Here is a 20,398-nt window from a genome sequence, read left to right as displayed (position 1 = left end):
CGGCCGTGAAACCCGACTGCGCCAATGGTACTATCGCTCAAGCGATGGAAGAGTAGGTCGTCGCCAGGCATTGAAGCCCGTGCAACATGCAAGCACACGAATATCAAAACCCATTCACAACGTCTTCTACACCCAACGCACGCAAGCCGTGCCGTCGCGGGGTGGAGCAGCCCGGTAGCTCGTCAGGCTCATAACCTGAAGGTCACAGGTTCAAATCCTGTCCCCGCAACCATCTTGATTTGCAATGCCTCCTCGGTCACCTCCGCGGAGGCTTTTTGCGTTTCCGCTCCGGCACATAGCTCGAGCATTGACGCCAGCTCCCCGCGCAGGTCGATCGCGAGATCACCGTTTTCCGGCGTCAGCACCACAGTCTCAATGAGTGCGCGCAACCGTTCGAACGCCTGCGCCCTCAGCGCTTCGTCCTCGAAGGCCGCGGTGAGCTGTTCGACCTTCTCACGGTACACGCGGCCCAGGTCCGGGGTAAGCAGCTCGGGCTCATGGGAAACCGCCTGGGTGGTATCCTGTTCGGTAAGCTCCAGTTCGGCGAGCAGCGCCTTGCGTCGCTCGGTCCAGATCTTCATTTCGTCTAAAAACACCGTCGCATCCACGCCTTTGAGGATAGCTGCCTTGGCGCGCCCGAGCTGGTGATCGAGATTGGCCAGTTCGGCTTCCCGCTCGGGGCGGGCGTCGAAGGTTTCCGCCGTCAGGCGACGGGTCTCTGCCTCGTATTCGCTGAGGAACGCTGCGACAACATCGTCACGCAGCATCTCGCTCGCGAGGCCCGCCAGCACGCGTGTGTCGAGTTCGTCCTGGCGGATCGTCAGCCGGTTGTCGCACCAGGTGGGGCCCTTCTTGGCAGCGCCCTGGCAGCCGAACCGGGTCTTGCCCGATTTCGCATAGCTCGCGCCGCAGCTCCCGCAGGTCATCTTGCCGGTTAGCAGATACCGGGGGCGCTGCTGCGCGAAGAAGGGCAGGCTTGTCATCTCGGTACGCGGTTGCGCTGTGCGGGCGAGCGTAGCTTGGCGGGATTTGACCCGGTTCCACAGCTCGAGCGGCACGATGGCGAGCGCCGGGGACTCGACGTCATCGGATCGCTTGTCCTCCGGGTTGACGAAGGCATGGCGTTTGCCCGTTTCCGGATTCTTGCGATACGTCTGTTTGCCGTACGGCCGTCGGCCTACATACAGCGGGTTGTTGAGGATGCCGGTGCCGCGTGCGGCATTGCCGGTCAGCGTGTTCGGTGTCCACGCCGCGGCCTTGCCGAGCGGATGTCTGCTGGCCTTGCCGCTACGCGGGGAAGGTACGCCGTCGGCGTTGAGGCGTCGCGTGATGGCTATGGGCGACAGGCCGGCCGCATAGTCCTCGAAGATCCGGACCACCACCGCGGCCTCGGTGGGCACGATCTGCTGCAGGCCGCGAATGCGTTCGCCGTTACCGTCGTGCTCGATGCGCTTCTCATAGCCGTACGCAGAGCCACCGGGATTCTTCCCCATCGCGTGACGACGCACCAGCGCATCGCGCGTCTTGTCGCTGGTGGCGCTCAGCTGCTCGGCGTTGATCGTACCGATCATGCCGATGTGCAGCGGCGTGACTATGCCTTCCTTGCGCGTCGCCAGGACGATGCCGAGAAACCGGAGTCGGTCGAACAATGTCGCGATATCGGCCTGACTGCGCGACAGCCGGTCCATGGCGTCTGCGTAGACGATGTCGACGCGACCTGCGGCAACGGCCGCGAGCAACGCCTTCATGCCGGGGCGGTGCATGGTAGCCGCCGACTCCGCGGCGTCTGTGAAGCAGAGCACCTCCTGCCAGTCCGCGCGCGCGACCTCGCGCCGACACATCATCAGCTGCGTTTCGATCGACTGCACGTCCTGTTTGTCCGTCGAATACCGCGCGTATATCGCACACCGCTTCATCTTTCCTCCATTCGTGCTTCCTGCATTCGCAACGAAGGTCGTCATGATGTTCGCCTACCTGTTTTCGGGGCGACTTCATTCTTATGGGTTCTCTGCTGCCGCGCCAGGTCGCGCGCCAGCAGACGCGCAAGGTCCAGCGCGAGATCTTGGAGCGGGGAGGGCGGCTGCGACGGCATCTAAGCCAGTTGGGATGCGCGGCATCGGCGTGACTCCAACCTTCCCACATAGTTACGACAAGGCATCGGCGGGCCACCGTCGGCCGATCTACTGGTGTTCATACTGGTGGAAGCACGAACCCGCTGCGCGGGAGGGGGGCGTGCGGCGCGGCTGAGGTGAGACAACGAGCGTAGCGCGGCGGTTGAACGCTGCGGGAGGCAAGCAGAGCATCGGGACTCCACAAGAAGGAGTCCTGCCATGACCATCTCACCCCGGTTGTTGCCGTCAGCCCGCTACGCCAGCGGCTCATCGACGAGATGGAGATACGCCGCTTCGGCTACGAGACGCAGCGCAACTACATTCGCGACGTCGCTCGGTTCGCAACGTTTCTCGGGGGCCCGCCGGACACCGCGACGGCGGAAGATGTTCGGCGCTTCCAGATCGAGCAAGTTGACCTAGGCGTGCCGGCACCGACCATGAACGCCATCGTGTCGGCGCTGCGGTTCTTCTTTACCCAGACGCTCGACCGGCCCGATCTGGCGCGTAAGCTGGCCCGCATGCGGCATGTGCGCAAGCTGCCGATAGTGTTGAGTCATGACGAGGTCGCGCGGCTGTTGGCTGCGACCACATGCCTCAAGCACTAGGCGGCGTTGTCTGTCGCCTATGGCGCGGGTTTGCGCGCGGCCGAAGTCGCCGCTCTTAAGGTACGTGACATCGACAGCGAACGCATGCTGCTGCGGGTCGAGCGCGGCAAGGGCGGGCGGTATCGCAACGCCATGCTCCCGGTCGGGCTGTTGGCGTTGCTGCGGGAGTGGTGGAGAGTTGGTCGGCGTGAGGGCGTATTGCACGTCGATGGGTGGCTGTCATACTGGGATGGGAACGCGGCCCACTTCAGTTGGGCGGACTGATCGGTTCAAGGGTCAGCGAAAACGCCGGATATCAAGGATCAAAGATGTCGCGTCGACGCGGCAGCATCCGGTCGAAATCCGCCCCCGCGTAATTGGATAGGCGCTCCGATCCGGCACGCGCCCAGCTCGCCAAACGCCGTTGAAAGACCGCGGTTCGCACCGCCCAAACCGACGCCAGAGACCTCGGCCAGCCTAGCCTCGCATAATCGCGGCCGGAGTGATCGCGGTGACGATGAGCGCGCGTGGTTGTCCGTTACCCGCCTGCAGCCTAACCGATTGCCGAAGCAGCGCGGGCGGCAGTCTGGAGGGATCCTCGCGCGTCTTCGATGACGGCCAATTCCGTTTGACCTCGAGTATGGTTCGAGAAGAGCTGGCGCCTAGCAGCTCGGGGAGGGATGGCGTCTGCATCGATGGTTTCAAACGGACCGGTACGAACCATGCCCGCGAACGCCCTACCACCTGACCCAGACATTCAAAGCGGATGTTCCGAGCGGCTGTGAGCTCCCCGGCCGCCGGCCGCAATGCCAGTGGCGTCGAGGCGACCGCGAACGTGTCAGCCGGTATGACCTTCAAGGCGGCGCGGCCGCCCGACCGATGTCGGCAGTCAGCTTCGAGCACATCCCAAGCGGGAACCGTCTTCAACTCGTCCGCCAGCCGATCTACCGACACCATCGCGGCGACAGCCTGCTGAGGCGTCTTTAGCGTCGGACCGCGAACGGGAAACGATGCATGGAGGAGGACACCACCAAGATACCAGCCGATGTTGGCGACCAACAGCAGGGAAAAGGTGAGGAAGGCGCGTAGCAGAAAGGCGTGCGCCATGATTATGCAGCTGACCTTCCAGTTTATGCCGTCCTGGTTCCGTCGCGTGTGAAGCAGGAAGCGTCGCGCCAGGGTCTGGGTGGGGTGCGGAGCTCCCCATGCCCGCTCGAAATCGCCCAGACCGAGTTCGTGCGAAACCGAGACCTGCAGTTCCTTGAACGCCCAGCGTCCAGCGGACGCCGTGTAGGCGACCGCCAAGCCCAGTAGGAGCATGTTGATCCACACTGGCGCGCTGCCCGACTTCTTCTCCCACAGCGCGCTGACGACCGTGAGGATCAACGGGATCAGCGCTGCGACCAGCGGGAGGTACGTCGCGGCCTTCTGGTCGGTGCCGCGACGTCGTTCGTTCTCGCTGTCCGCGACGCGGCGTGCTTCATCGAGCGCGACCTCCGGGTCTTGCCTCAGGTCGAGGGCGTCTATCCGCGCCTCGTCCCGCGTCTTGCGATGCTCGAGCGCCTGAAGCTCCTGCGGGGTGTGCTTCTCGAGCCAAGGCCAGACGAACTGGCAAAGATCGGTCAGCTTGCTCACGCCGCGATAGCGGCGAGTTCGTCCACGATCGCCGCCGCGAGGGGCTGGCCAGTGCGGCGTTCGATCCACGCCCATTGACCGTTCGGGTTGATTTCGAGAAACCAGTGCTTGCCGTCCTCGTCGGCGATCAGGTCGATGGCACCGTAGCGCAAGTCCAGCCCGCGCGTCAGCGCCAGACACTGAGCCGTGAGGTCCGAGGGCAATTCGATCGCCTCGTGCCGGAGATCGAGCCGGGTGCCCGAACGCCAGTCGACCTGCGTTTCGTCATGTTCCTGGGAATGGATGGCGGCGGCATATACGCGGTCACCGATCACGGTCGCCCGGATGTCATACCCCTTTCGCACCTCCCGCTGGTATATCACCGGTGCCAACCCGACCGCGTCACGGTCCATGCTTTTCAGAGGATCGAGCCGAGCGGTGAACAGAACCTCGCCAGCATCGCCGCGATCCAACAAGGAGTGACGCAGGGGTTTGCCGATCGCGCCGCCCTTCGCGACGAACGCGGCCGCGGCCTCGAAGTCATTCGAGATAAGAGTCTCGGGAAGGTTGAACCCAAGTGTCGCCGCCAGTGCCAGTTGACGCGGCTTGTCCTCGGCTCGAAGTATCGAGAACGGAGAGCTCAGCCAGCGGCCGTCCAGCGCGTTCCAGAGCGCGCGCGTCACCGCCGACCATTCGTTGGTCAGATACTCTTGGGTGGCGGCATCCGATGTCGGTCTCGGCTCCGGAGCGCCGGGCCGGCGATAATAGGCGGACCGAACGTCCCGCAGCGCGAGTGTCTTCTCGTCGAAGTCGATCTCCCAGCCCTGATCGGGACGCGGGTCGAACCGTATCGTGGCTTGGGGCAGATCCTCGCTGTTGAGCCGGTAAAACGGCAGGCCGCGTCGTCGCAGTTCGAGCACGACGATGTCGGAGGTGAGGTCGCGCTTATTCGTTACCAGCAGGATCAAGGTGCGCTATCCGCTCAGTGGGTCATCGGGAAGTCATCGCAGCCCTCGCGGCCAGCAAGTATCTGTGGCTGCAGCTTGAGCAGCATCGGGGGGAAGTCATCGTCGGACCCTTCCTGATTGCTGTACGACCTCGTTTCCAACTCGAGGATCGTCGACGCGTTGATTTCGTCGTCGCTCTCCTGCTGCACGTCGGTCTTCGTCGCGAGTTCGGCGAGCGCGCCAAGCCGACGGGGGGTGCCGATGGTCTCGTCATCGGTGAGGTCGTCATCGGCACTCTCCTGGCGCACCTTCGTCAGCGTGCTGGTGTTGAGCAAGGCCATACAGAGACTTGCGTCCCCCGAGATGTCGTCGTCGTCGGTCTCCTGCCTTACCAGGGTGAGGGTGCTCGTACCAACATGGGCGGCGGCCAAACCGACGTTGTTTGAGAAATCCTCGTCATCTCCTTCCTGGCGGACACGTGTGCCCGTGCTGGTATCGAGGTCGGCGCGATCGGCTACCTCGACGACGGAGACGAACCCGTCCCTGGTCTCGATGACCCACAGTTGCGAACTCGCGTCGTAATGCCCGGGTAGCTCAACACCCGAGGTGCGCGACACACCGTACCGGAAGAGCAGGGGTACCGCAGTCGTCGTCAAGTCAGAGTTGGTCCGCATGGCTTCTTCCCCTTCGGTTCGGGCGCTGAGCCCGCATTCGCTTGTCTATGGCGCCGTCACAGTCTCCGCAATTTGGATCACGCTGAAAACTGAGAACGCGATGAAATCACTTACGGCGCTGGATACCTTCGAGGAGGTAGGCCACGAGAAGAGTGAGCCCCCGCCTCTCGATGCCCATCTTGCGGCGCTCGTTCACCGCCGCAAGCAGGTCCTGCCACTCGACGAGAAGTTCCGCCTCATCCCTCTCATTCAGAATACTTAGATCCAAATCGGCGCCGAGACGTGCCCGGAGAAAAGCGAAGATGGTCCCAGCTTCGATCTCCGTCTTCACTTCGTCGATTCCGAGATCATCGTAGCGACCGGAATCAATGGCCGAGTTAAGATAGAAGGCGATGAAGGTCAGCATGGTGAGAGGCATGTCACGGCTCCGTCGATGTGGACGTGCAAGGCACGTACGGTGAACGGACGTAGAACACGTCTCCCGGGTTGTCTAACATGCAAATGCATCGCCTAGCTTGCGAACTGCAGCAGAAGTGCAGATCGCCACGCGCACTTTTGCGAGCCGCATCGGCTCGAGGGGCGATCGCAACCTGCCATCAGCTTGGGCTTGCTCGACAGCATAGCAGGTTTCAGTATGGCGCAAGGCTCGACACCGGGCTGATCAACCAGCGGGGAAGAGATGGAGAAGCCGGAACAATTCTTGTGGATGGTGCAGACCCTGCTCCTGTCGAACGCGATCAATCTCGCCAGCGACCCGGACCGTGCGGACAGGTACCGGCACGAGATCAGCGCGACGGGAATGTTCGGCAACTGCGAGGAGGCGCTTCGAGCGAGCAGCATCATCCCGCCAAGCATGACCGCTTCCGACGCGGCGCACGATTTCGTGTTCTACATCGCCAGCAATCTGCGCGAGGCGGACGACGCGGCGGGGAAGACCGCCAAGCGGGTTCCGGCATGGTTTGGGCGGTCTTGAGCGACCGTCCGAACTCTCGCGAGGAGAAGGTCCTGCGGCGACTCTGCCTCGGCGATATCGAGGTTGCCGCCAAGTTCACCGGCATCGGCGAACTCACGTTCGAATCGATGCTGTACAAAGGATGGATCGAACAGGCCCATGATGACGACTACGGCGAGGACGGGTTGCGGATAACGGCACTAGGCCAGGAGGCGTTTGCGAGAACGGGCAGGGGGTGAGCACCGGCGTTCGAAGAGCGTTGGCTCCAGCCGCGACGGAGATCGCCCCGTTACGGCCAAGCAAAAGCGACTACGATCACCTTGGAAGAAGCCGAGGACTATGATCCGTCCTGGGTACGGGGAATCGATCTGCCGCCGCTCATCACCTGACCGCCCGTCTCGACGGCTATGATCGCTGCGACCTGCTCTTCGACGAGCGCCTGAAAAGCTTCGAACGTCCTGTAGCAATGGTCGCGCTCGGTCGCGAGCAGGTCTGCCACGTCGGCGATGCCGAGCGGTTCGTTGCCGCCGAAACCGTAGCCGACCCGGCCGTCCCGGACGATCCTCGAAACCGTGCCGGTCATCCCGATCACGAAGCGCGAAGAGAAACCGTGATTGTAGACGTTGCGGAAGTCGTCGGTGGCGTTTTTAAAATCCTTGCCTGCCAATGGCTCGAGCCGAAGCTTGAAGGTGCGATATCTCTTCCAAGATGAGCAATACGGCTCGATATCGTTGAGGTAGAGGTTGCTGACCGGAAAATCGTCCACCCACCCAGCGCCATCGGCAGCCTGGTTGGCTTGATGCGAGAGATGCCCCACGGCGAACGCGAAGCGCGACTTGATGGCGTAGGGCTGTCCCAGCGCCACCGTGCCGAGCACATCGATGAATTCGTGGCTGATCTCATGTCGCTCCTCGTTGTCGAGGCCCGCTATCACAACGTCCCAAGCGCGAAGGCGGGCGACATGATGGGTCAGGTCGTTGATGATGTTGGCCAGTTCCGTGGCATAATCACCGAGCATCTCCCTGTATGCCATCCACGCGACGTCCAGCCGATCCGGCAACGCCCACCAGCGGTACGGCATGAACCTTCCGCCCGTCGGTCTTTCGTCCAGCGCGATCCGGTATTGCGCGTAGCGGTCCACCAGCCTTGAAGATCGGTCACGCGAGAAATCGTCGGTCATTCCATCATGCGTAGGGCCTTCGTTCCCAAGAATCGACTGCCCGGGGCGATGGTCAACTCCCGAACCACAGTTTGGAATGAACCATGTGATCTCAAGCCATCACGCCATTGGTGCAGGTCGCGATGCAGCAGGCCATGGCATTGCGGAGGCATTCGCTGAGCCGCCGCTCACGACGGATCCACGTCGGACATGACGGCTTTCCAGACAACGATCTTCGATCAAGTATCCGGATGCAGTTGCATCGGAGTCTGTACGCTTGACATGTTAACATTCTTGGCCTCATACGAGAGGCTAGAAGTTAACACGAGGTTTGCCAGTGCCGGTCCTTGCTGAAGAATACGAGATCGTGCCGCGGTTGGCGCAGCTCCGACTGCGTCGCGATCTGCTCCTCGATGTCGTGAGTGCGGCGGTGGGCGGCAGGCGCAACGCCACGGGCTACCACCCGCTTAGCGCCGGCGGACTTCTGTCCTGGATCGAGGGGACAGGGCAGCTCCGGCGCATATTCGTCCAGCGGGGGTGGGAGGTCTGTCGCCGGGACAATATCGAATCGATCTTCAATCCCGAGATCGGCATCAAGGTGGTGTTCCAGAACGCCGAGCGGGCAGGCGATCCGCTGCTCGAACCGCTGGCGACATCGAAGAAGGGGGCCGGATCTGCGCGCGCCATCGAACTTGGCCAGTACGAGCTGTGGCCCGAGGAACAGGCGAAGAAGTTTGTGGAGGTCACAGCATCGACCTGGGTCCTGTTCGTCTATAGCGATGGTGACGACGTCCGCGCGGAGCTATCGTTTCCCAAGGCGATCAACGGGGAGCAGTTCGACGGGTTTCATGAGCGGATCCTTTTGGTAGAGAAGGGCGGTTGGGGCGCATCGGTGCCGATCGAGGACGATGGCGAGCCGTCGGCCGAGTACAAAGTTTCGGTGACCCGAAAGGTCTAAATTGCGTGTTTAATTCTCAGCGACTGATCCTTGGCCGGAAGCGGCGCAAGTTGACCGCGCGCGCCCTCGCGCTGGCGATCGGGGTTTCGCCGATCACGATCTCGCGCCTCGAGAACGGGGTCAACGAGCCGGAGGACGATACCGTCGAGGCTTTGGCGCGCGCGCTCAACTTTCCCCGTGGTTTCTTCTTCGCAGAGGACGTGGACGAACTGCCGGCGGAGGCCGCCAGTTTCCGGAGCCTGTCGTCGATGACCGCCCGGGAACGGGATGCTGCCCTCTCCGCCGGGGTGATCGCATATCTCTTCATCGACTGGGTGGCCGATCGCTTCAATCTCCCAGCGACCGACGTTCCGGAACTTCGCGGTGACGCGACCCCGGAGGCGGCGGCGCAGGTCGTGCGCGCCAACTGGGGGCTGGGCGAACTGCCCATCTCCAACATGATCAAGCTGCTCGAATCGAAGGGAGTCCGGGTCTTCTCGCTTTGCGAAGACACGAACAACGTCGATGCATTTTCCTGCTGGCGGGGGGACAATCCCTTCGTCTTCCTGAATACGTTCAAATCCACCGAGCGCAGCCGGTTCGATGCGGCTCATGAGCTTGGTCATCTCGTGATGCACAGGCATGGCGCGCCGCAAGACAGCCGGCAGGCGGAGAGCGAGGCCGATAGATTCGCTTCGGCCTTCCTGATGCCGACGGACGATGTGATGAGCCGCATCCGCTACGTCACCGATCTAGAAAACCTGATCCGTGCCAAGAAGCGGTGGGGCGTGTCCGTCGCTGCACTCAACTACCGCCTTCACAAGCTTCGGGTCGTGAGCGAATGGCAGAACCGCAGTTTGAACATTGAGATGTCGAGCCGCGGTTTCCGACGGCAGGAGCCGGAAGGGTTGCCGCCTGAGACTTCCTCGCTGTGGCCGCAAATCTTCACGGCGCTCTGGCGCGAACGCATTACTCGTGATCAGATCGCGGCCGAACTGAATGTGCCCACCGGGGAACTCGATGCCATCCTGCACAGGCTGACGGGTGGGGTCTCCGACGGTGGAGAGACTACGGTCAGATTGCGAGCGGTCTAGCACCGAAAGGTCAGCACTGCGCAAATCCGCGCGGACTCGTTACAAAGCGACTTCTTTCAGTCGGCCGTTGGCAACGAGAGGTCATTAGCCGCGGCCGATACGAGGCTTTACGTCATGCCGTGAAGCCGGTGGTCGACGGGATGAAGTCTCCAGTTCGACCAGAGCATTCGGTCGCCGTGTAGCTTCGAGAAGGTGCTTCATGTGGCACTGCGATACTCGGCCCATGGACAGATGTTCCCCGGCGAACTGATCGACGCTCTGCTCGCGGGCAATGTCGTGTTCCTCTGCGGCACCGGTATCAGTGCGCCGCAGCTGCCCGGATTCCGGAAGCTGGTGGATGACGTCTCCATCGCACTCGCCGTGCCTCCCGATGCGTCCGAACAGGGAGCGTAACTTCGAACGTCGGCTTCTGACAAAAGCCGACGTTCAAGCTGTGGCATGGGAACGACGAGTTTGTCCCAGGACGCGCCGACCGGCGTCGATCACAATGCGTCGTTCGCGGATCGGGCTTGGAACGGCAGCTTTCATCAAACTCAGTCAGTCGCTTCGGCAGCTGTCCGCAAGTCGTCGGCACCCTTTGCGCAATCGAAATCAAAAATCATAGATGACAAACTAATACGGGTGTCGTCTGGAAAACCCAAAATAAATCCAATTTAGCTTAACAGAGTTGTGCCGGCACAAGATAACGGGCAGATGTTTTCGGTCAAAAAATAATGCCGGCGAGGGGGTAAGATGCATAAACATGATCCAGCTCGTCAGATCAGCTTCATCCAACAAGCCCTGTCGCAGAACCGCAAACCGATAGGTTTCTTCCTGGGTGCGGGGTGCCCGTTGTCGATCCGCGTCAATGAACGGGAGGAAGGCGGAAAGACCGTGACAGATCCGCTGATCTGGGACGTGGCGGGGTTGACGAGGGTGATCGCGGAGCAGCTGTCCAGCAAAGACACCGCCAACCCGTCGACTTGGGACAAGATCGTTGCGATCGTGACCGATGACGGCGGCGATGGTGGTAATATTGAGCTCCTGCTCAGCCGAATTCGCGTATTTGCGAGCGTCGCCGGCGCCGGCGACGTGCGTGGACTGACTGCCGCCGAGCTCATCGCCCTCGACACGAAGGTTTGCGAAGTAATCTCCAAAGAGGTCCGACGCGAGCTTCCGGCTAAGGACAGCCCCTATCATAACCTTGCGATCTGGAGTCGTTCGATCCGTCGCGAGCGGCCAGTCCATCTCTTCACGACCAACTACGACCTGTTGATGGAGCAGGCGCTTGAGGAGAGCTCGGCACCCTATTTCGATGGCTTCATCGGCGCGCGAAAGGCCTTCTTCGACCTTGGCGCGGTCGAGGATGAGGGCTTGCTGCCGCCGCGCTGGACGCGGCTCTGGAAAATTCACGGCTCGCTCAACTGGCGTCTTGAAGGCAATAACAATGTCGTGCGCAGCGACGAGAAGACCGACAAGCAGAGCTATCTGATCTACCCGTCTCACCTCAAATATGACCAGAGCCGCAAGATGCCGTATCTCGCGATGCTCGATCGCCTGAAGGCCTTCTTGCTCACGCCATCGTCGCTGCTCTTCATCTGCGGCTATTCGTTCGCAGACGAGCATATCAACGATGTTATCTGCCGCAGTCTAGAGGCCAATCCGACCGCGCATGTCTTCGCTTGCGTGTTCGGTGAGCTTGAGTGGGAGAATTACAAACTCGCACGTCAGTGCGCCCAGGCGACGCCCAATCTGAGCCTTCTTGGGTTCGACAAGGCGATCGTCGGCCGCACGATCGGTGAGTGGTCGGGCGAAGGGACCGATGATCTCGCGCTGCCGTCCAGCATTCTCGTGAAGGATGGCGACAAGGTTACCCTGCGGCTTGGGGACTTCGCCGCGCTCGGCATGCTCTTGCGTGGCGTTTCGGGTGATGGGATGAGCGATGATCCGGCCTGACGTCGCCGACCGGGCGACCGTCATCGGCACGGTCCAGGATGTCAGCGGCACGTCTGTCAGCGTCACTTTGACGTCGGACCGCTTCTCGGGCCTGAGCTTCGTCCAGGGCCAAGGACACAAGATCGGCCAGATCGGAAGTTTCGTCAAAATCCCGGTCGGTTATGTCGATCTCTACGGCATTGTCTCGCAGGTAGGAGCAAGTGCGGTGCCCGAGAAGGCGGCCCTCTCGATGCCCAATGGCCTACGCTGGATGACGGTCCAGCTGATCGGCGAGGGCTATCGGACGGGCCGGTTTCAGCGCGGTATCTCGCAGTATCCAACCTTTGAGGACGAGGTCCATCTTGTGTCCGAGGCTGATCTTCAGGCGATCTATGGCCGGTCGGACAAGCAGAACCACCTTGTCCGCGTCGGTCATGTCGCGGGCAGCGAGTCGATTGATGCGCTGGTCGACGTCAACAAGCTGGTAACCCGTCACAGCGCCGTGGTTGGGACAACCGGTTCGGGCAAGTCGACGACAGTCGCGGGACTCTTGAATGTCTTGTCAGACGAAGAACGCTTTCCGTCGGCGCGGATCGTCGTGCTCGATCTCCACGGCGAATATGGCAAGGCGCTCGGCGATCGCGCGAACATCTTCAAGATCAGCCCCGACGTCCGCTACGCCAACGAACACCGGCTGTGCATTCCCTTTTGGGCGCTGAGTTTCGACGAGTTGTTGCGGGTGACGTTCGGGAGCCTCCCACCCGATGGCAAGGCCCGCAACATCATCCTCGAGGAGATCCTCGCGGCAAAGATCGCGAGCCTCGCAGTCCAACCCATCGCCGGCGTGGACCCTGCCAGCATCACCGCCGACAGCCCGGTACCCTTCTCGCTCAACAAGCTCTGGCACGGACTCTATTGCCGGGAATTCGGCACCTATTTCAGTGCTGGTGGCGCGAGCCCAGCGGATCAAGCCAACTGGGCCTATGAGCTTGACGCCTCCAACGCGAAAATCTTGGGCGATGCCGAGGCCGGCATTCCGCCACGTTTTCGTAAGGTCAAAAGCGTCGCGAACGACCCGGAGAAGATCAACTGGCTTCCGGACGTTCTCAACATACGGGGGCCGCTTGAGGCGTTGGGTGCGCGGCTCCGCGTCGCCCGGTACGACTTCTTGCTGAAGGCCGGTGATTGGCATCCTAGCCTCGACGGCGAGACGATCAAGACGCTAGCTGACTTGGTCAGCCAATGGCTTGGCAGCGACAAGCCAATCACTATCCTCGACCTGTCGGGCATCCCCTCAACCGTAACGAACGACATCATCGGCAACATCCTGCGCGTTCTCTACGATGGCCTTTTTTGGGCTCGGAACCTTTCGGAGGGGGGGCGCGAGCGCCCGCTGCTCGTCGTGATGGAGGAAGCGCACAGCTATCTTGGCGACGATGGAAGCAGCGCGGCCTCGATCGCGACCCAGCGCATCGTCAAGGAAGGTCGCAAATATGGGATCGGCGCGATGATCGTCAGCCAACGCCCGGCTGAGATCAACCCGACAATCCTGTCGCAATGCGGGACCTTCTTCGCAATGCGGTTGAGCAATTCCACCGATCGCTCGCACGTGACCAGCGCGCTCTCGGACAATCTTGATGGCCTGACGAGCATGTTACCGGTGCTACGCACGGGTGAAGCGATTATCTTAGGTGAAGCGGTTCGGTTGCCGATGCGCACCATGATTCAGGCGCCGCCCCGCGATCGTCGCCCTGACAGCCAGGATCCACTGATCTGCGATGAGGTTGCACCCGAAGAATCGATGACACCGGGCGGCTGGAATCTGAAGGCCCATGTCCCTGCGGACTATCGCTATTTTGTCGAGACCTGGCTCCAGCAGAACCCGGTCTATACTCCACCCAAAAAGGAATGACACACATGGCTTGGCAAGAACTCGCTCCCTTTGCCTCATCGAACATCGCCACAATCCGCTATGACGAGGATCAGCTGCTGCTCGAGGTCGAATTTCTCAACGGCAGCCGCTATCATTATTACGAGGTGCCGCCGCAGATCGCTCAGGCCTTAGATCAGGCCGGATCGAAGGGGGAATTCCTCGCGGCATCCATCAAGGGTCATTATCGTTACAGCCGGGTCTAAAGCCCTGATCCGAGGCAAAGTATAGGTTCGGCGAGGTGTCGGGAGCGAGCGCAGAGCAGGAGCGCCTGTCCGCCTCAAGCAGCAGGGTCAAAAAGTCCGACTGAACAGCCGGTCTTATTGCGATGCCGACGCTCGCACCGACCGTCACCGCGGTTTCATTCGACAAGAATGACGTGCTGGACAGCGCGTCGATGAGATGCTGTCCCGTTTGACGAGCGGTGGCAGCGCGCGCTGAACGTCCACAACTGTGTCTTGCCGGAAAACGCGTGCCGCAACTTCGCGATCCGAGCTTCACTGTGGCGTTCAAAGTCTATTTCAAAGTTCGGTCCGTCCGGCGGTATCATAGCGAATACGGTTCCCATCGATCTCGTTGGGCTGTGCTCCGACCCAAGTGTCAAGGGCGCGAAGCGGCTCGGTCAGCGAATGCCCTCGGTCCGTCAGCGTGTATTCCACCTGTGAGGGCCCGGCCGGATGCACCGTTCGGTGGACCATGCCGTCGCCATCAAGCGCTCGTAGCGTACAAGCCGTGAAGGCCCACAGTTGGGTCTCGCCGTACGCAGTAAATAAGGGGCACGTCGCCAAAGGAAGATATTTAGCGCCCTCCTCATCCGGACGCCCGTTCGTCGGTTCGCGATCGCCCTACAGCGCCACCAAGACGGCAAAAAGGGGACGAAGCCGCCTGTCCCGGCTCAACATTTGATTAACGGCTTCCAGCAGAACCGAGCCGTCAGCGCACGGTGTGGAACGCATGGTCTGTTGGAACCCGCGCTAACCCAGCTCTCCCACGTCCGGCCCCACAGCGCGACATTCAGATAAGCGTGACGGCTTCTCGATTAGCGCCGATCGTTCACACTCGAGTTGCGGGCCCACTCGGGAAATGCAGAAGTTCAGGTAGCTGCGCTCGAGCGACAAAAGCTGACATCGAGTTTTCGGCCTGCTAGCTTCGTATTGTGGCCATGCGGCTTCTCAGGAGGGTGCGCGAGCCGACAGCTGATCAATGAATACCGCGCAGATCTCGATCGGCTGCGCGCTGTCTCGGGCAGTCGCCGCGAAAGCGTACTGCGCGAGGCGTTCAAGGATCTGCTGAAACGCTGGGGCCGAACACACGATCTGCTGTTCGTCCCCGAACACGCCATCACTACGCCGCGAAAGAACCGCATCTATCTTGACGGAGCGCTGCTCCACGCACTGCGCGTGCCGTTCGGCTATTGGGAGGCGTCTGACGCCTTACTCTCGATCGCAAACCAATAGGGGAGACGGCAGGCCATTCACAACGGCCCCGGCAAGACGACGCTTGCCGGGGGTGAAGGCCGCGATGGATGCAGGTTGACGATCAGGCGTGCGCGGCACACCAGTCGGACCAGAGCTTGGCGGCATTCACCTTCGCGTCGGCACCAAGAAGGTCGGTGACGAAGTCGGCACAGTTCGAGCCGAGGATACGCCGCGACGAGGCGATCAGGTGGACGTGGGGCTTGAGCTTTCGGCCTGCGACCTGAGGCACGTGCATCGCCGCCACGACCGGCGTATCCCGCTCGGTGGCAAGGCACCGAAGCGCAAAGCCGCGCGCCAGTTCCCATCCGCGGTGCAGCAGGGCGTGATGCTCGAAGCGCAGCGTGATCAGGATTGCGAGATCCTGCTGGTCGGGCATGCGCTGCGCATCGATCAACCGTGCCAGCACTAGCGGATCGTAACAGGCGTCAGGCGCATGCGGCGGCAGGATCACGTCGAAGCGGGTGCAGGTCGGCGCCAAGGGCTCGACCATCGGTCGACCGAACTGGACCAGGCGGCGGTGGACGACATCGACCATGCGGTTGGGCCTGCACTTGAAGGTGCACGGGATGATCCCAAAGCTGCCGTCGAGGTCGCCAGCGAAAGGTCCCTGGCTGGCATAGTCGCGGGTCGCGACCGGGGCACTCGCGCCGGGTGCGGTCGGAACGACCATCCCGGCGTCTAATGCCGCGGGTTTCGCGGTGTTCGTTGCTTTGCGGGGCATCTCAGGCGTCCCGCGCGACACGGCGGAGCATGCGGTCGGCCCGTGCAAATCCCTCGCGACGTTCGGCCTCGTTCAGGCGCGTAGCCTTCGCCCGCACCAGGGTGGTGCCGACGACCCGCCACACCGGGCGACCCGGCTGGTCCGGAAGCAGGGCGCTGTCACCGTCGGCGGCCAGCCAAAGCCGATAGCCGCTACGGCGCTTGATCTGTCCGCTGCGACGCGTGACGATGTCGAAGACCGGCCGCGCGAGGCGGCGGTGCGGTACCGACGACGCGATGAGGATATGGCCGCGGCCGTCGCCCAGGGTCTGATGAACCGTCTCGTCGTCGACCGGGATATAGGAGGTCGAGATCGCCAGCTGAACGTGGCCGACGTTCTTGATGATGCTGTAGTGATAGACGGGTTCGGTGGTGCGCTGCTGCACCTGCCGCAACAGGTTGTCATGCGCTACGCGCGTTTCGCGGACGAGCGAAGGGGCGACGCGCGCGATGGTGTCCGCCGTCTGGTTCGTGGTGTTCATTGATCGGGTGCCTTTTTTCGAGTTCGTCTCGCTCTCGAACCTTCATTTCATCCGGCTCTCGGGAGACGTCCTTCCATTCCCAACTCCCCCGGCAGGGGCGGCCCGTCGCCGGTCCTGCGCTACCTGCCTTACCGCCCGTGACGGGCGGCCAGCATCTGCTGGTAAGCGAGATCGGCGTCATTCCGCCCGCCTCGCGTCGTCGCTGCCCGGTGCGTGCGTACCGACGCACCGGCAGCGTCTCTATTGCGCCCGTGCGTGCGGGCGTTCGAGGAAGGCGGTGTCGATCGTCCCGAAGCTGCGATGGTCACGAGACGAGCTCGGCGTTCAGGATGCTTGTCTGCTCGTTACCCCGCCGATCCGGATTGCCGGGGCAGGGCGGTACATCTCGACCCGCTCGAGACCAGATCCACGAGGCGTCGCAATGCTGCCCGATCAATCGCGTGGGCACCTGCTGCCACGCTTGCACGCTTCGTGAACCGGGCTGCGGTCGGGCAGATCGTTCGAGCGACGGCGAACGCGATCCGCGCACCGTCGCCGCCACGTTGATGGTGCCACCTGACGCCCAGACTTGCGGAGACGATAAGCGCGACGACGACGAGGATCATCATCCGCCGCATCAGCGGCGGCATAGCGCCGACCGCCTTGCCCCTTGACCGGCGCGCGCGTCGTGGCAGCATCAGCCGCAAGCGATCCAGACGCTGACGTCCCGTTCCGGGGCTGGAGCCGCTTTTGCCGACCATCAGTTCGTTTTCGACGGATAGAGCAAGGCGGCGAGCTCGCTGGCGGAGCGGTAGATGCCCTCGGCGCGTTCGACGAGCGTTTCATAGGGCGGTACCAGGCACAGCTCGGCACCGCCGTGCCCGAGCCGGATCGCGCCGCCAAAGGCTTCCGGAACCAGCCAGAGCGTGCGATCGGAGTGACGGTAGAGGCTGAGGTCATGCAGGTCGAAGGGGGCAAGGCCGCCGCCTGCCAGCGTGACATCGGCCGTGATCGGCAGGATGTCACCAGGCGTCAGGCAGCACCGCAGCAGGATGACATCGATCGCGGAGTCGCAGGCAAGGTTATGAACCTTGTTCCGGAACATTGGCTGCGTCACGCAGGTGAACGACAGGATCACGCGGGCTGCCGGCAGGATGACGGTGTCAGCGGGCATCCCTCCGCCTGGCCATGAGGTGATGATCGACAGGTTCTTGAGGAGTTCGGCGGCAACATAATAGTGCAGCGCGCCCGGCAGCGTGTTCGCCGGCTTGAGCAGGGGGATCATAGGTCTGGATTTTTCCGGAGCTGAGCGTCGCGAACCGGCTGGTTCGGACAAGCACCTTCGGGTCTGTTTATTTCATCGACCTTCGGGGCTCGACGTGCCCATCTCCACCCTTATCCCAGCTCTTTGCGGCGTTACCGGCGTAGCGGCAGCGCCAGACTATCGTAACGTCTAAACGATCGCCGTGACGTCGATATCACCCGGGCGGTAAGCCGGGATCATTAAGTAGCCGACCGGCAGGATCATCGGTTCGCGCCATCGAGCGGATCGTCTGCCCGCTCGCTATCGGCCGGGGCATGTTCGTCCATCAGGTCCTGAATAAAAACGCGCACGTCTTCGTGCGGATCGGAGGTCAGGTCCGGATCAGCATCGACGGGCAGGGCAGGCGGCAAACCCACCCGCAGTCGTGCTCGGTTGATCTCCTGGCGCAAATCATCGAGGTCGATTTCCTCACCCTCGAGAAAAGCGTCCAGTCGCTGCAACTGCGTCAGCTCGTCGGTCCGGGTGGTCACGGTACGCTCCTGTTCACAGCCGCGCTCGCCAGCTTGCGCTTCAATTGCTTGCGCAGCGAGGCGAGGCCCTTTGCATCGACCTTCAACCGCGTCCGCAGGTCGGCGCCTTTGACACCATCGAGGACGGCGTTCAGCAATGCGACTAGCTTCGGATCGGACCCGATCGTTTCGAAGACCGCGGCGATGGTGCGACGATAATGCAGCGCATCATGGCCGACCTGCTCGGGCGATGGGGCGGCCGACGCCACCGACAGCAGATCGATGCTGACTTCGTGAGGGCCGTCGCGGTCCGCCTCGCGTTCCTGCGATGTCAGGCTGCGCATGATACCGATCAGGAAATTGACGATATCATAGCTTCGCCGGCAACGGCGGCGGCCGTCGAGCGAGCGGACGAAGGCCTCCTGCCGCAGGTCGGCCGCGAGAATGCGGTGCCCGTGCGCCAGATAATGAGACGACCGCAACAGCCGTCTCCAGTCCGGTTCGGTCAGGGCGTCCAGCATCTGGCTGACCTCGGCGACGCAGTAGAAGTCGTCGAGATCGTGAACCACAGGCGGTGTCGGTGCGATGGCTGAGATGATAGCCTTCCTCACTCTATAAAGCGGACGGATCGACGTTTTCGGACATTCAGATGAAAATTTCATGTCCGGTGTCCGAATTTGCCATGTCCTGCGCTTTATAGAATGAAGTGCCCCCTTTTGGGTCGTCGCCGGTCGGACCGTCAGATCGACTGCGGTGCGCCGTTGCAGGCTGCATGCGCGTAGGTGTTGATCTCGGCGCGACCAACGACGCTCACCCCTCTGGATACCAGTTTGGCGAGCCGTGCGCGCGCTCGGGCGATGCCGTCCTTGGCATCGGCCGGTTTGCGGTCGATATGCAGCAACTCGCCGGGCGACAGGCGGAAGAGGCCGCGGACATGGGCCTGCGGCAGGATCATCGCCCGCGCGCCGGCCTTGGGCAGGTACAGGCAGCAGTCCGTCTGGCCCAGACAGATGCCGTCCCGCGCGACGACGATCGAGATGGTGGTCAGGCCGTAGCCTTCGGCCGTGTCGGCGAAATGCAGATAGACCAGATCGTGGCCGCTGACGTTCGCCTGGTGGGCGAGGGCGAGGCGCCCTTCGATCCCGAGCGCATCGCCGGCGATGATGGCGGCGCCGGGCTTCATGGTGCGGTTGCAGAGCAGCATCTGCGTGACGGCGGCGACGTGGCGGCGGACGGTTTCGATTTTGTGGATGCTCATAGCCTGTTCCTGATTTTCATCCCCGGTTCGGGGACCATACTCCCTCTCGACCTTGGCCCCCGGCAGGCTGGCGGGAACCGCGCGGGTTCCCGCCGTTACGCGGCACGCGTCCGCGGATGGTGTTCAGGGTGTTGGTATGCCGCCTGCGAGCTCTTGACCGATCCGGCAGGCGGCTCGGTCAGCGTTGGCTCCAGGCGGCAGCGATATAGGCATCGCCGCGCGCCAGTCCGGGCGCGAAGTTGCGACCGGCACCGGCACCGGCACCGGCAGCGGCAGCGGCAGCGGCAGCGGGCAGACGGGCAGGGACCATGGGACGCAGGCGGCTGCCGGTCAGGCGGAACACGGCGTCACTTTCCTCGGGCTCGTCCGGATCGGGGACCAGCCACGCTTCGTTGCGGCTCGACAGCCACAGCCGGCGGGCATGGTGCCACAGGGTGCCGTGGCGCTGCCATTCGCCAACCGCGCAGTACAACGTGTGGTTACCTTCGCTCGACGCCTTCACGACCAGCGCGTCGCACCGCGCGATGCGGGTACCGCGCTCGACGGTATCGAGATCGCCGCGTGACGGTTCGATCGAGGGTACCAGCAGCAGCTCGGCCGTGGCGATGTGGAGATAGTTCCGAAACGGCATCGGCAGGATCGGCACCGAGCGGTCGATCCGCCAGCCGGCGAGATCGGCGATGGCCAGCGCGCCGGACAGGGCGCGCGCCTGGGCAAGCTCGCGCTCGCGCGTTACGATATACATAGCAGTTC

At 62.5% G+C, this 20,398-nt stretch carries 23 protein-coding genes, 1 tRNA gene and 1 pseudogene; 10 read left to right on the top strand and 15 right to left on the bottom strand.

What is annotated here, in order from left to right; all coding sequences use genetic code 11:
* Window positions 1-155: 155 nt before the first annotated feature.
* Window positions 156-232, top strand: a tRNA-Met gene (locus tag ASE72_RS08165).
* On the opposite strand, the gene ASE72_RS21170 is transcribed toward ASE72_RS08165, so the two are convergent.
* Window positions 189-1,844, bottom strand: coding sequence for a recombinase family protein (locus ASE72_RS21170; RefSeq protein ID WP_443024736.1), 1,656 nt, complete (start codon window positions 1,842-1,844; stop codon window positions 189-191). The genes ASE72_RS08165 and ASE72_RS21170 overlap by 44 nt on opposite strands.
* Window positions 1,845-2,281: 437 nt before the next feature.
* On the opposite strand from ASE72_RS21170, the pseudogene ASE72_RS08155 reads away from it, so the two are divergent.
* A pseudogene (locus ASE72_RS08155) lies at window positions 2,282-2,935 on the top strand (tyrosine-type recombinase/integrase); the annotation flags it as partial.
* A 237-nt stretch (window positions 2,936-3,172) separates the two neighbouring features.
* On the opposite strand, the gene ASE72_RS08150 reads toward ASE72_RS08155, so the two are convergent.
* The 4 genes from ASE72_RS08150 to ASE72_RS08135 all read right to left on the bottom strand — a co-directional run bounded on the left by ASE72_RS08150 (window position 3,173) and on the right by ASE72_RS08135 (window position 6,348).
* Entirely contained in the window at window positions 3,173-4,330 is a 1,158-nt protein-coding gene (locus tag ASE72_RS08150) for a hypothetical protein (protein WP_056019460.1), read from the bottom strand.
* The gene (locus tag ASE72_RS08145) at window positions 4,327-5,277 is read right to left on the bottom strand and encodes an MvdC/MvdD family ATP grasp protein (protein WP_056019456.1); all 951 of its coding nucleotides are present in this window, start codon (window positions 5,275-5,277) and stop codon (window positions 4,327-4,329) included. The genes ASE72_RS08150 and ASE72_RS08145 overlap by 4 nt, the downstream gene beginning before the upstream one ends.
* Before the next feature lie 14 nt (window positions 5,278-5,291).
* On the bottom strand, window positions 5,292-5,930 hold the full coding sequence (locus ASE72_RS08140) for a hypothetical protein (RefSeq protein WP_056019453.1): 639 nt from the start codon (window positions 5,928-5,930) through the stop codon (window positions 5,292-5,294).
* 106 nt (window positions 5,931-6,036) lie between these two features.
* Window positions 6,037-6,348: a hypothetical protein gene (locus ASE72_RS08135; RefSeq protein ID WP_056019452.1), complete on the bottom strand. Its 312-nt coding sequence runs from the start codon at window positions 6,346-6,348 to the stop codon at window positions 6,037-6,039.
* Window positions 6,349-6,609: 261 nt separating this feature from the next.
* On the opposite strand from ASE72_RS08135, the gene ASE72_RS08130 reads away from it, so the two are divergent.
* Both ASE72_RS08130 and ASE72_RS08125 read left to right on the top strand, forming a co-directional pair.
* Entirely contained in the window at window positions 6,610-6,903 is a 294-nt protein-coding gene (locus ASE72_RS08130; RefSeq protein WP_056019447.1) for a hypothetical protein, read from the top strand.
* Window positions 6,900-7,121 carry a hypothetical protein gene (locus tag ASE72_RS08125; protein WP_156350307.1) on the top strand — a complete coding sequence of 74 codons (222 nt, stop codon included), beginning with the start codon at window positions 6,900-6,902 and terminating at the stop codon, window positions 7,119-7,121. Before ASE72_RS08130 ends, ASE72_RS08125 begins: the two co-directional genes overlap by 4 nt.
* A gap of 98 nt (window positions 7,122-7,219) precedes the next feature.
* Here the strand turns inward: ASE72_RS08125 and ASE72_RS08120 are convergent, their stop codons facing one another.
* Window positions 7,220-8,062, bottom strand: a complete 843-nt coding sequence (locus ASE72_RS08120) for a hypothetical protein (RefSeq protein WP_200916216.1) — start codon at window positions 8,060-8,062, stop codon at window positions 7,220-7,222.
* A gap of 316 nt (window positions 8,063-8,378) precedes the next feature.
* On the opposite strand from ASE72_RS08120, the gene ASE72_RS08115 reads away from it, so the two are divergent.
* The 6 genes from ASE72_RS08115 (at window position 8,379) to ASE72_RS20640 (ending at window position 14,122) form a co-directional block, all read left to right on the top strand.
* Window positions 8,379-8,999, top strand: a complete 621-nt coding sequence (locus ASE72_RS08115) for a hypothetical protein (RefSeq protein WP_056019438.1) — start codon at window positions 8,379-8,381, stop codon at window positions 8,997-8,999.
* 5 nt (window positions 9,000-9,004) lie between these two features.
* A complete protein-coding gene (locus ASE72_RS08110; RefSeq protein ID WP_056019435.1) occupies window positions 9,005-10,072 on the top strand; it encodes a helix-turn-helix domain-containing protein in 1,068 nt (355 codons plus the stop codon).
* Window positions 10,073-10,303: 231 nt separating this feature from the next.
* A complete protein-coding gene (locus ASE72_RS20200; protein ID WP_156350305.1) occupies window positions 10,304-10,465 on the top strand; it encodes a hypothetical protein in 162 nt (53 codons plus the stop codon).
* Between the two features lie 339 nt (window positions 10,466-10,804).
* Window positions 10,805-12,007, top strand: a complete 1,203-nt coding sequence (locus tag ASE72_RS08105) for an SIR2 family NAD-dependent protein deacylase (protein ID WP_056019432.1) — start codon at window positions 10,805-10,807, stop codon at window positions 12,005-12,007.
* Entirely contained in the window at window positions 11,994-13,898 is a 1,905-nt protein-coding gene (locus ASE72_RS08100) for an ATP-binding protein (RefSeq protein WP_056019430.1), read from the top strand. Before ASE72_RS08105 ends, ASE72_RS08100 begins: the two co-directional genes overlap by 14 nt.
* A gap of 5 nt (window positions 13,899-13,903) precedes the next feature.
* On the top strand, window positions 13,904-14,122 hold the full coding sequence (locus ASE72_RS20640; protein WP_056019428.1) for a KTSC domain-containing protein: 219 nt from the start codon (window positions 13,904-13,906) through the stop codon (window positions 14,120-14,122).
* A gap of 315 nt (window positions 14,123-14,437) precedes the next feature.
* On the opposite strand, the gene ASE72_RS19610 is transcribed toward ASE72_RS20640, so the two are convergent.
* The 9 genes from ASE72_RS19610 to ASE72_RS08050 all read right to left on the bottom strand — a co-directional run bounded on the left by ASE72_RS19610 (window position 14,438) and on the right by ASE72_RS08050 (window position 20,390).
* Window positions 14,438-14,704 carry a winged helix-turn-helix transcriptional regulator gene (locus ASE72_RS19610; RefSeq protein ID WP_268795889.1) on the bottom strand — a complete coding sequence of 89 codons (267 nt, stop codon included), beginning with the start codon at window positions 14,702-14,704 and terminating at the stop codon, window positions 14,438-14,440.
* A gap of 384 nt (window positions 14,705-15,088) precedes the next feature.
* Complete coding sequence (locus tag ASE72_RS20195; protein WP_156350303.1) at window positions 15,089-15,307, bottom strand: hypothetical protein; 219 nt, start codon at window positions 15,305-15,307, stop codon at window positions 15,089-15,091.
* Between the two features lie 148 nt (window positions 15,308-15,455).
* Window positions 15,456-16,115 (bottom strand): hypothetical protein, encoded by a 660-nt coding sequence (locus ASE72_RS08085; RefSeq protein ID WP_156350301.1) that lies wholly within the window; start codon window positions 16,113-16,115, stop codon window positions 15,456-15,458.
* A 1-nt stretch (window position 16,116) separates the two neighbouring features.
* Window positions 16,117-16,635: a hypothetical protein gene (locus tag ASE72_RS08080; RefSeq protein ID WP_056019417.1), complete on the bottom strand. Its 519-nt coding sequence runs from the start codon at window positions 16,633-16,635 to the stop codon at window positions 16,117-16,119.
* A gap of 739 nt (window positions 16,636-17,374) precedes the next feature.
* Window positions 17,375-17,899: a hypothetical protein gene (locus tag ASE72_RS08070; protein WP_056019411.1), complete on the bottom strand. Its 525-nt coding sequence runs from the start codon at window positions 17,897-17,899 to the stop codon at window positions 17,375-17,377.
* 239 nt (window positions 17,900-18,138) lie between these two features.
* Complete coding sequence (locus ASE72_RS08065) at window positions 18,139-18,408, bottom strand: hypothetical protein (RefSeq protein WP_056019408.1); 270 nt, start codon at window positions 18,406-18,408, stop codon at window positions 18,139-18,141.
* Entirely contained in the window at window positions 18,405-18,956 is a 552-nt protein-coding gene (locus ASE72_RS08060) for a hypothetical protein (RefSeq protein WP_056019405.1), read from the bottom strand. The genes ASE72_RS08065 and ASE72_RS08060 overlap by 4 nt, the downstream gene beginning before the upstream one ends.
* 170 nt (window positions 18,957-19,126) lie before the next feature.
* Window positions 19,127-19,645: a hypothetical protein gene (locus ASE72_RS08055; RefSeq protein ID WP_056019402.1), complete on the bottom strand. Its 519-nt coding sequence runs from the start codon at window positions 19,643-19,645 to the stop codon at window positions 19,127-19,129.
* A 178-nt stretch (window positions 19,646-19,823) separates the two neighbouring features.
* Window positions 19,824-20,390, bottom strand: a complete 567-nt coding sequence (locus ASE72_RS08050; protein ID WP_056019399.1) for a hypothetical protein — start codon at window positions 20,388-20,390, stop codon at window positions 19,824-19,826.
* Window positions 20,391-20,398: the final 8 nt, after the last annotated feature.

This window comes from Sphingomonas sp. Leaf20, from assembly GCF_001421535.1.
Taxonomy (GTDB): Bacteria; Pseudomonadota; Alphaproteobacteria; order Sphingomonadales; family Sphingomonadaceae; genus Sphingomonas.
The sequence above is the reverse complement of the archived record's forward strand: the minus strand, read 5'-3'. Positions and strand labels throughout refer to the sequence as shown.

Coding starts and splice junctions, on each gene's coding strand:
- ASE72_RS08130 (WP_056019447.1), top strand. CDS start 6,610: ATGGAGAAGCCGGAACAATTCTTGTGGATGGTGCAGACCCTGCTCCTG.
- ASE72_RS08085 (WP_156350301.1), bottom strand. CDS start 16,115: ATGCCCCGCAAAGCAACGAACACCGCGAAACCCGCGGCATTAGACGCC.
- ASE72_RS08055 (WP_056019402.1), bottom strand. CDS start 19,645: ATGAGCATCCACAAAATCGAAACCGTCCGCCGCCACGTCGCCGCCGTC.
- ASE72_RS08100 (WP_056019430.1), top strand. CDS start 11,994: ATGATCCGGCCTGACGTCGCCGACCGGGCGACCGTCATCGGCACGGTC.
- ASE72_RS08105 (WP_056019432.1), top strand. CDS start 10,805: ATGCATAAACATGATCCAGCTCGTCAGATCAGCTTCATCCAACAAGCC.
- ASE72_RS08050 (WP_056019399.1), bottom strand. CDS start 20,390: ATGTATATCGTAACGCGCGAGCGCGAGCTTGCCCAGGCGCGCGCCCTG.
- ASE72_RS08140 (WP_056019453.1), bottom strand. CDS start 5,930: ATGCGGACCAACTCTGACTTGACGACGACTGCGGTACCCCTGCTCTTC.
- ASE72_RS21170 (WP_443024736.1), bottom strand. CDS start 1,844: ATGATGTGTCGGCGCGAGGTCGCGCGCGCGGACTGGCAGGAGGTGCTC.
- ASE72_RS20640 (WP_056019428.1), top strand. CDS start 13,904: ATGGCTTGGCAAGAACTCGCTCCCTTTGCCTCATCGAACATCGCCACA.
- ASE72_RS08070 (WP_056019411.1), bottom strand. CDS start 17,899: ATGATCCCCCTGCTCAAGCCGGCGAACACGCTGCCGGGCGCGCTGCAC.
- ASE72_RS20200 (WP_156350305.1), top strand. CDS start 10,304: ATGTTCCCCGGCGAACTGATCGACGCTCTGCTCGCGGGCAATGTCGTG.
- ASE72_RS08135 (WP_056019452.1), bottom strand. CDS start 6,348: ATGCCTCTCACCATGCTGACCTTCATCGCCTTCTATCTTAACTCGGCC.
- ASE72_RS08120 (WP_200916216.1), bottom strand. CDS start 8,062: ATGACCGACGATTTCTCGCGTGACCGATCTTCAAGGCTGGTGGACCGC.
- ASE72_RS08080 (WP_056019417.1), bottom strand. CDS start 16,635: ATGAACACCACGAACCAGACGGCGGACACCATCGCGCGCGTCGCCCCT.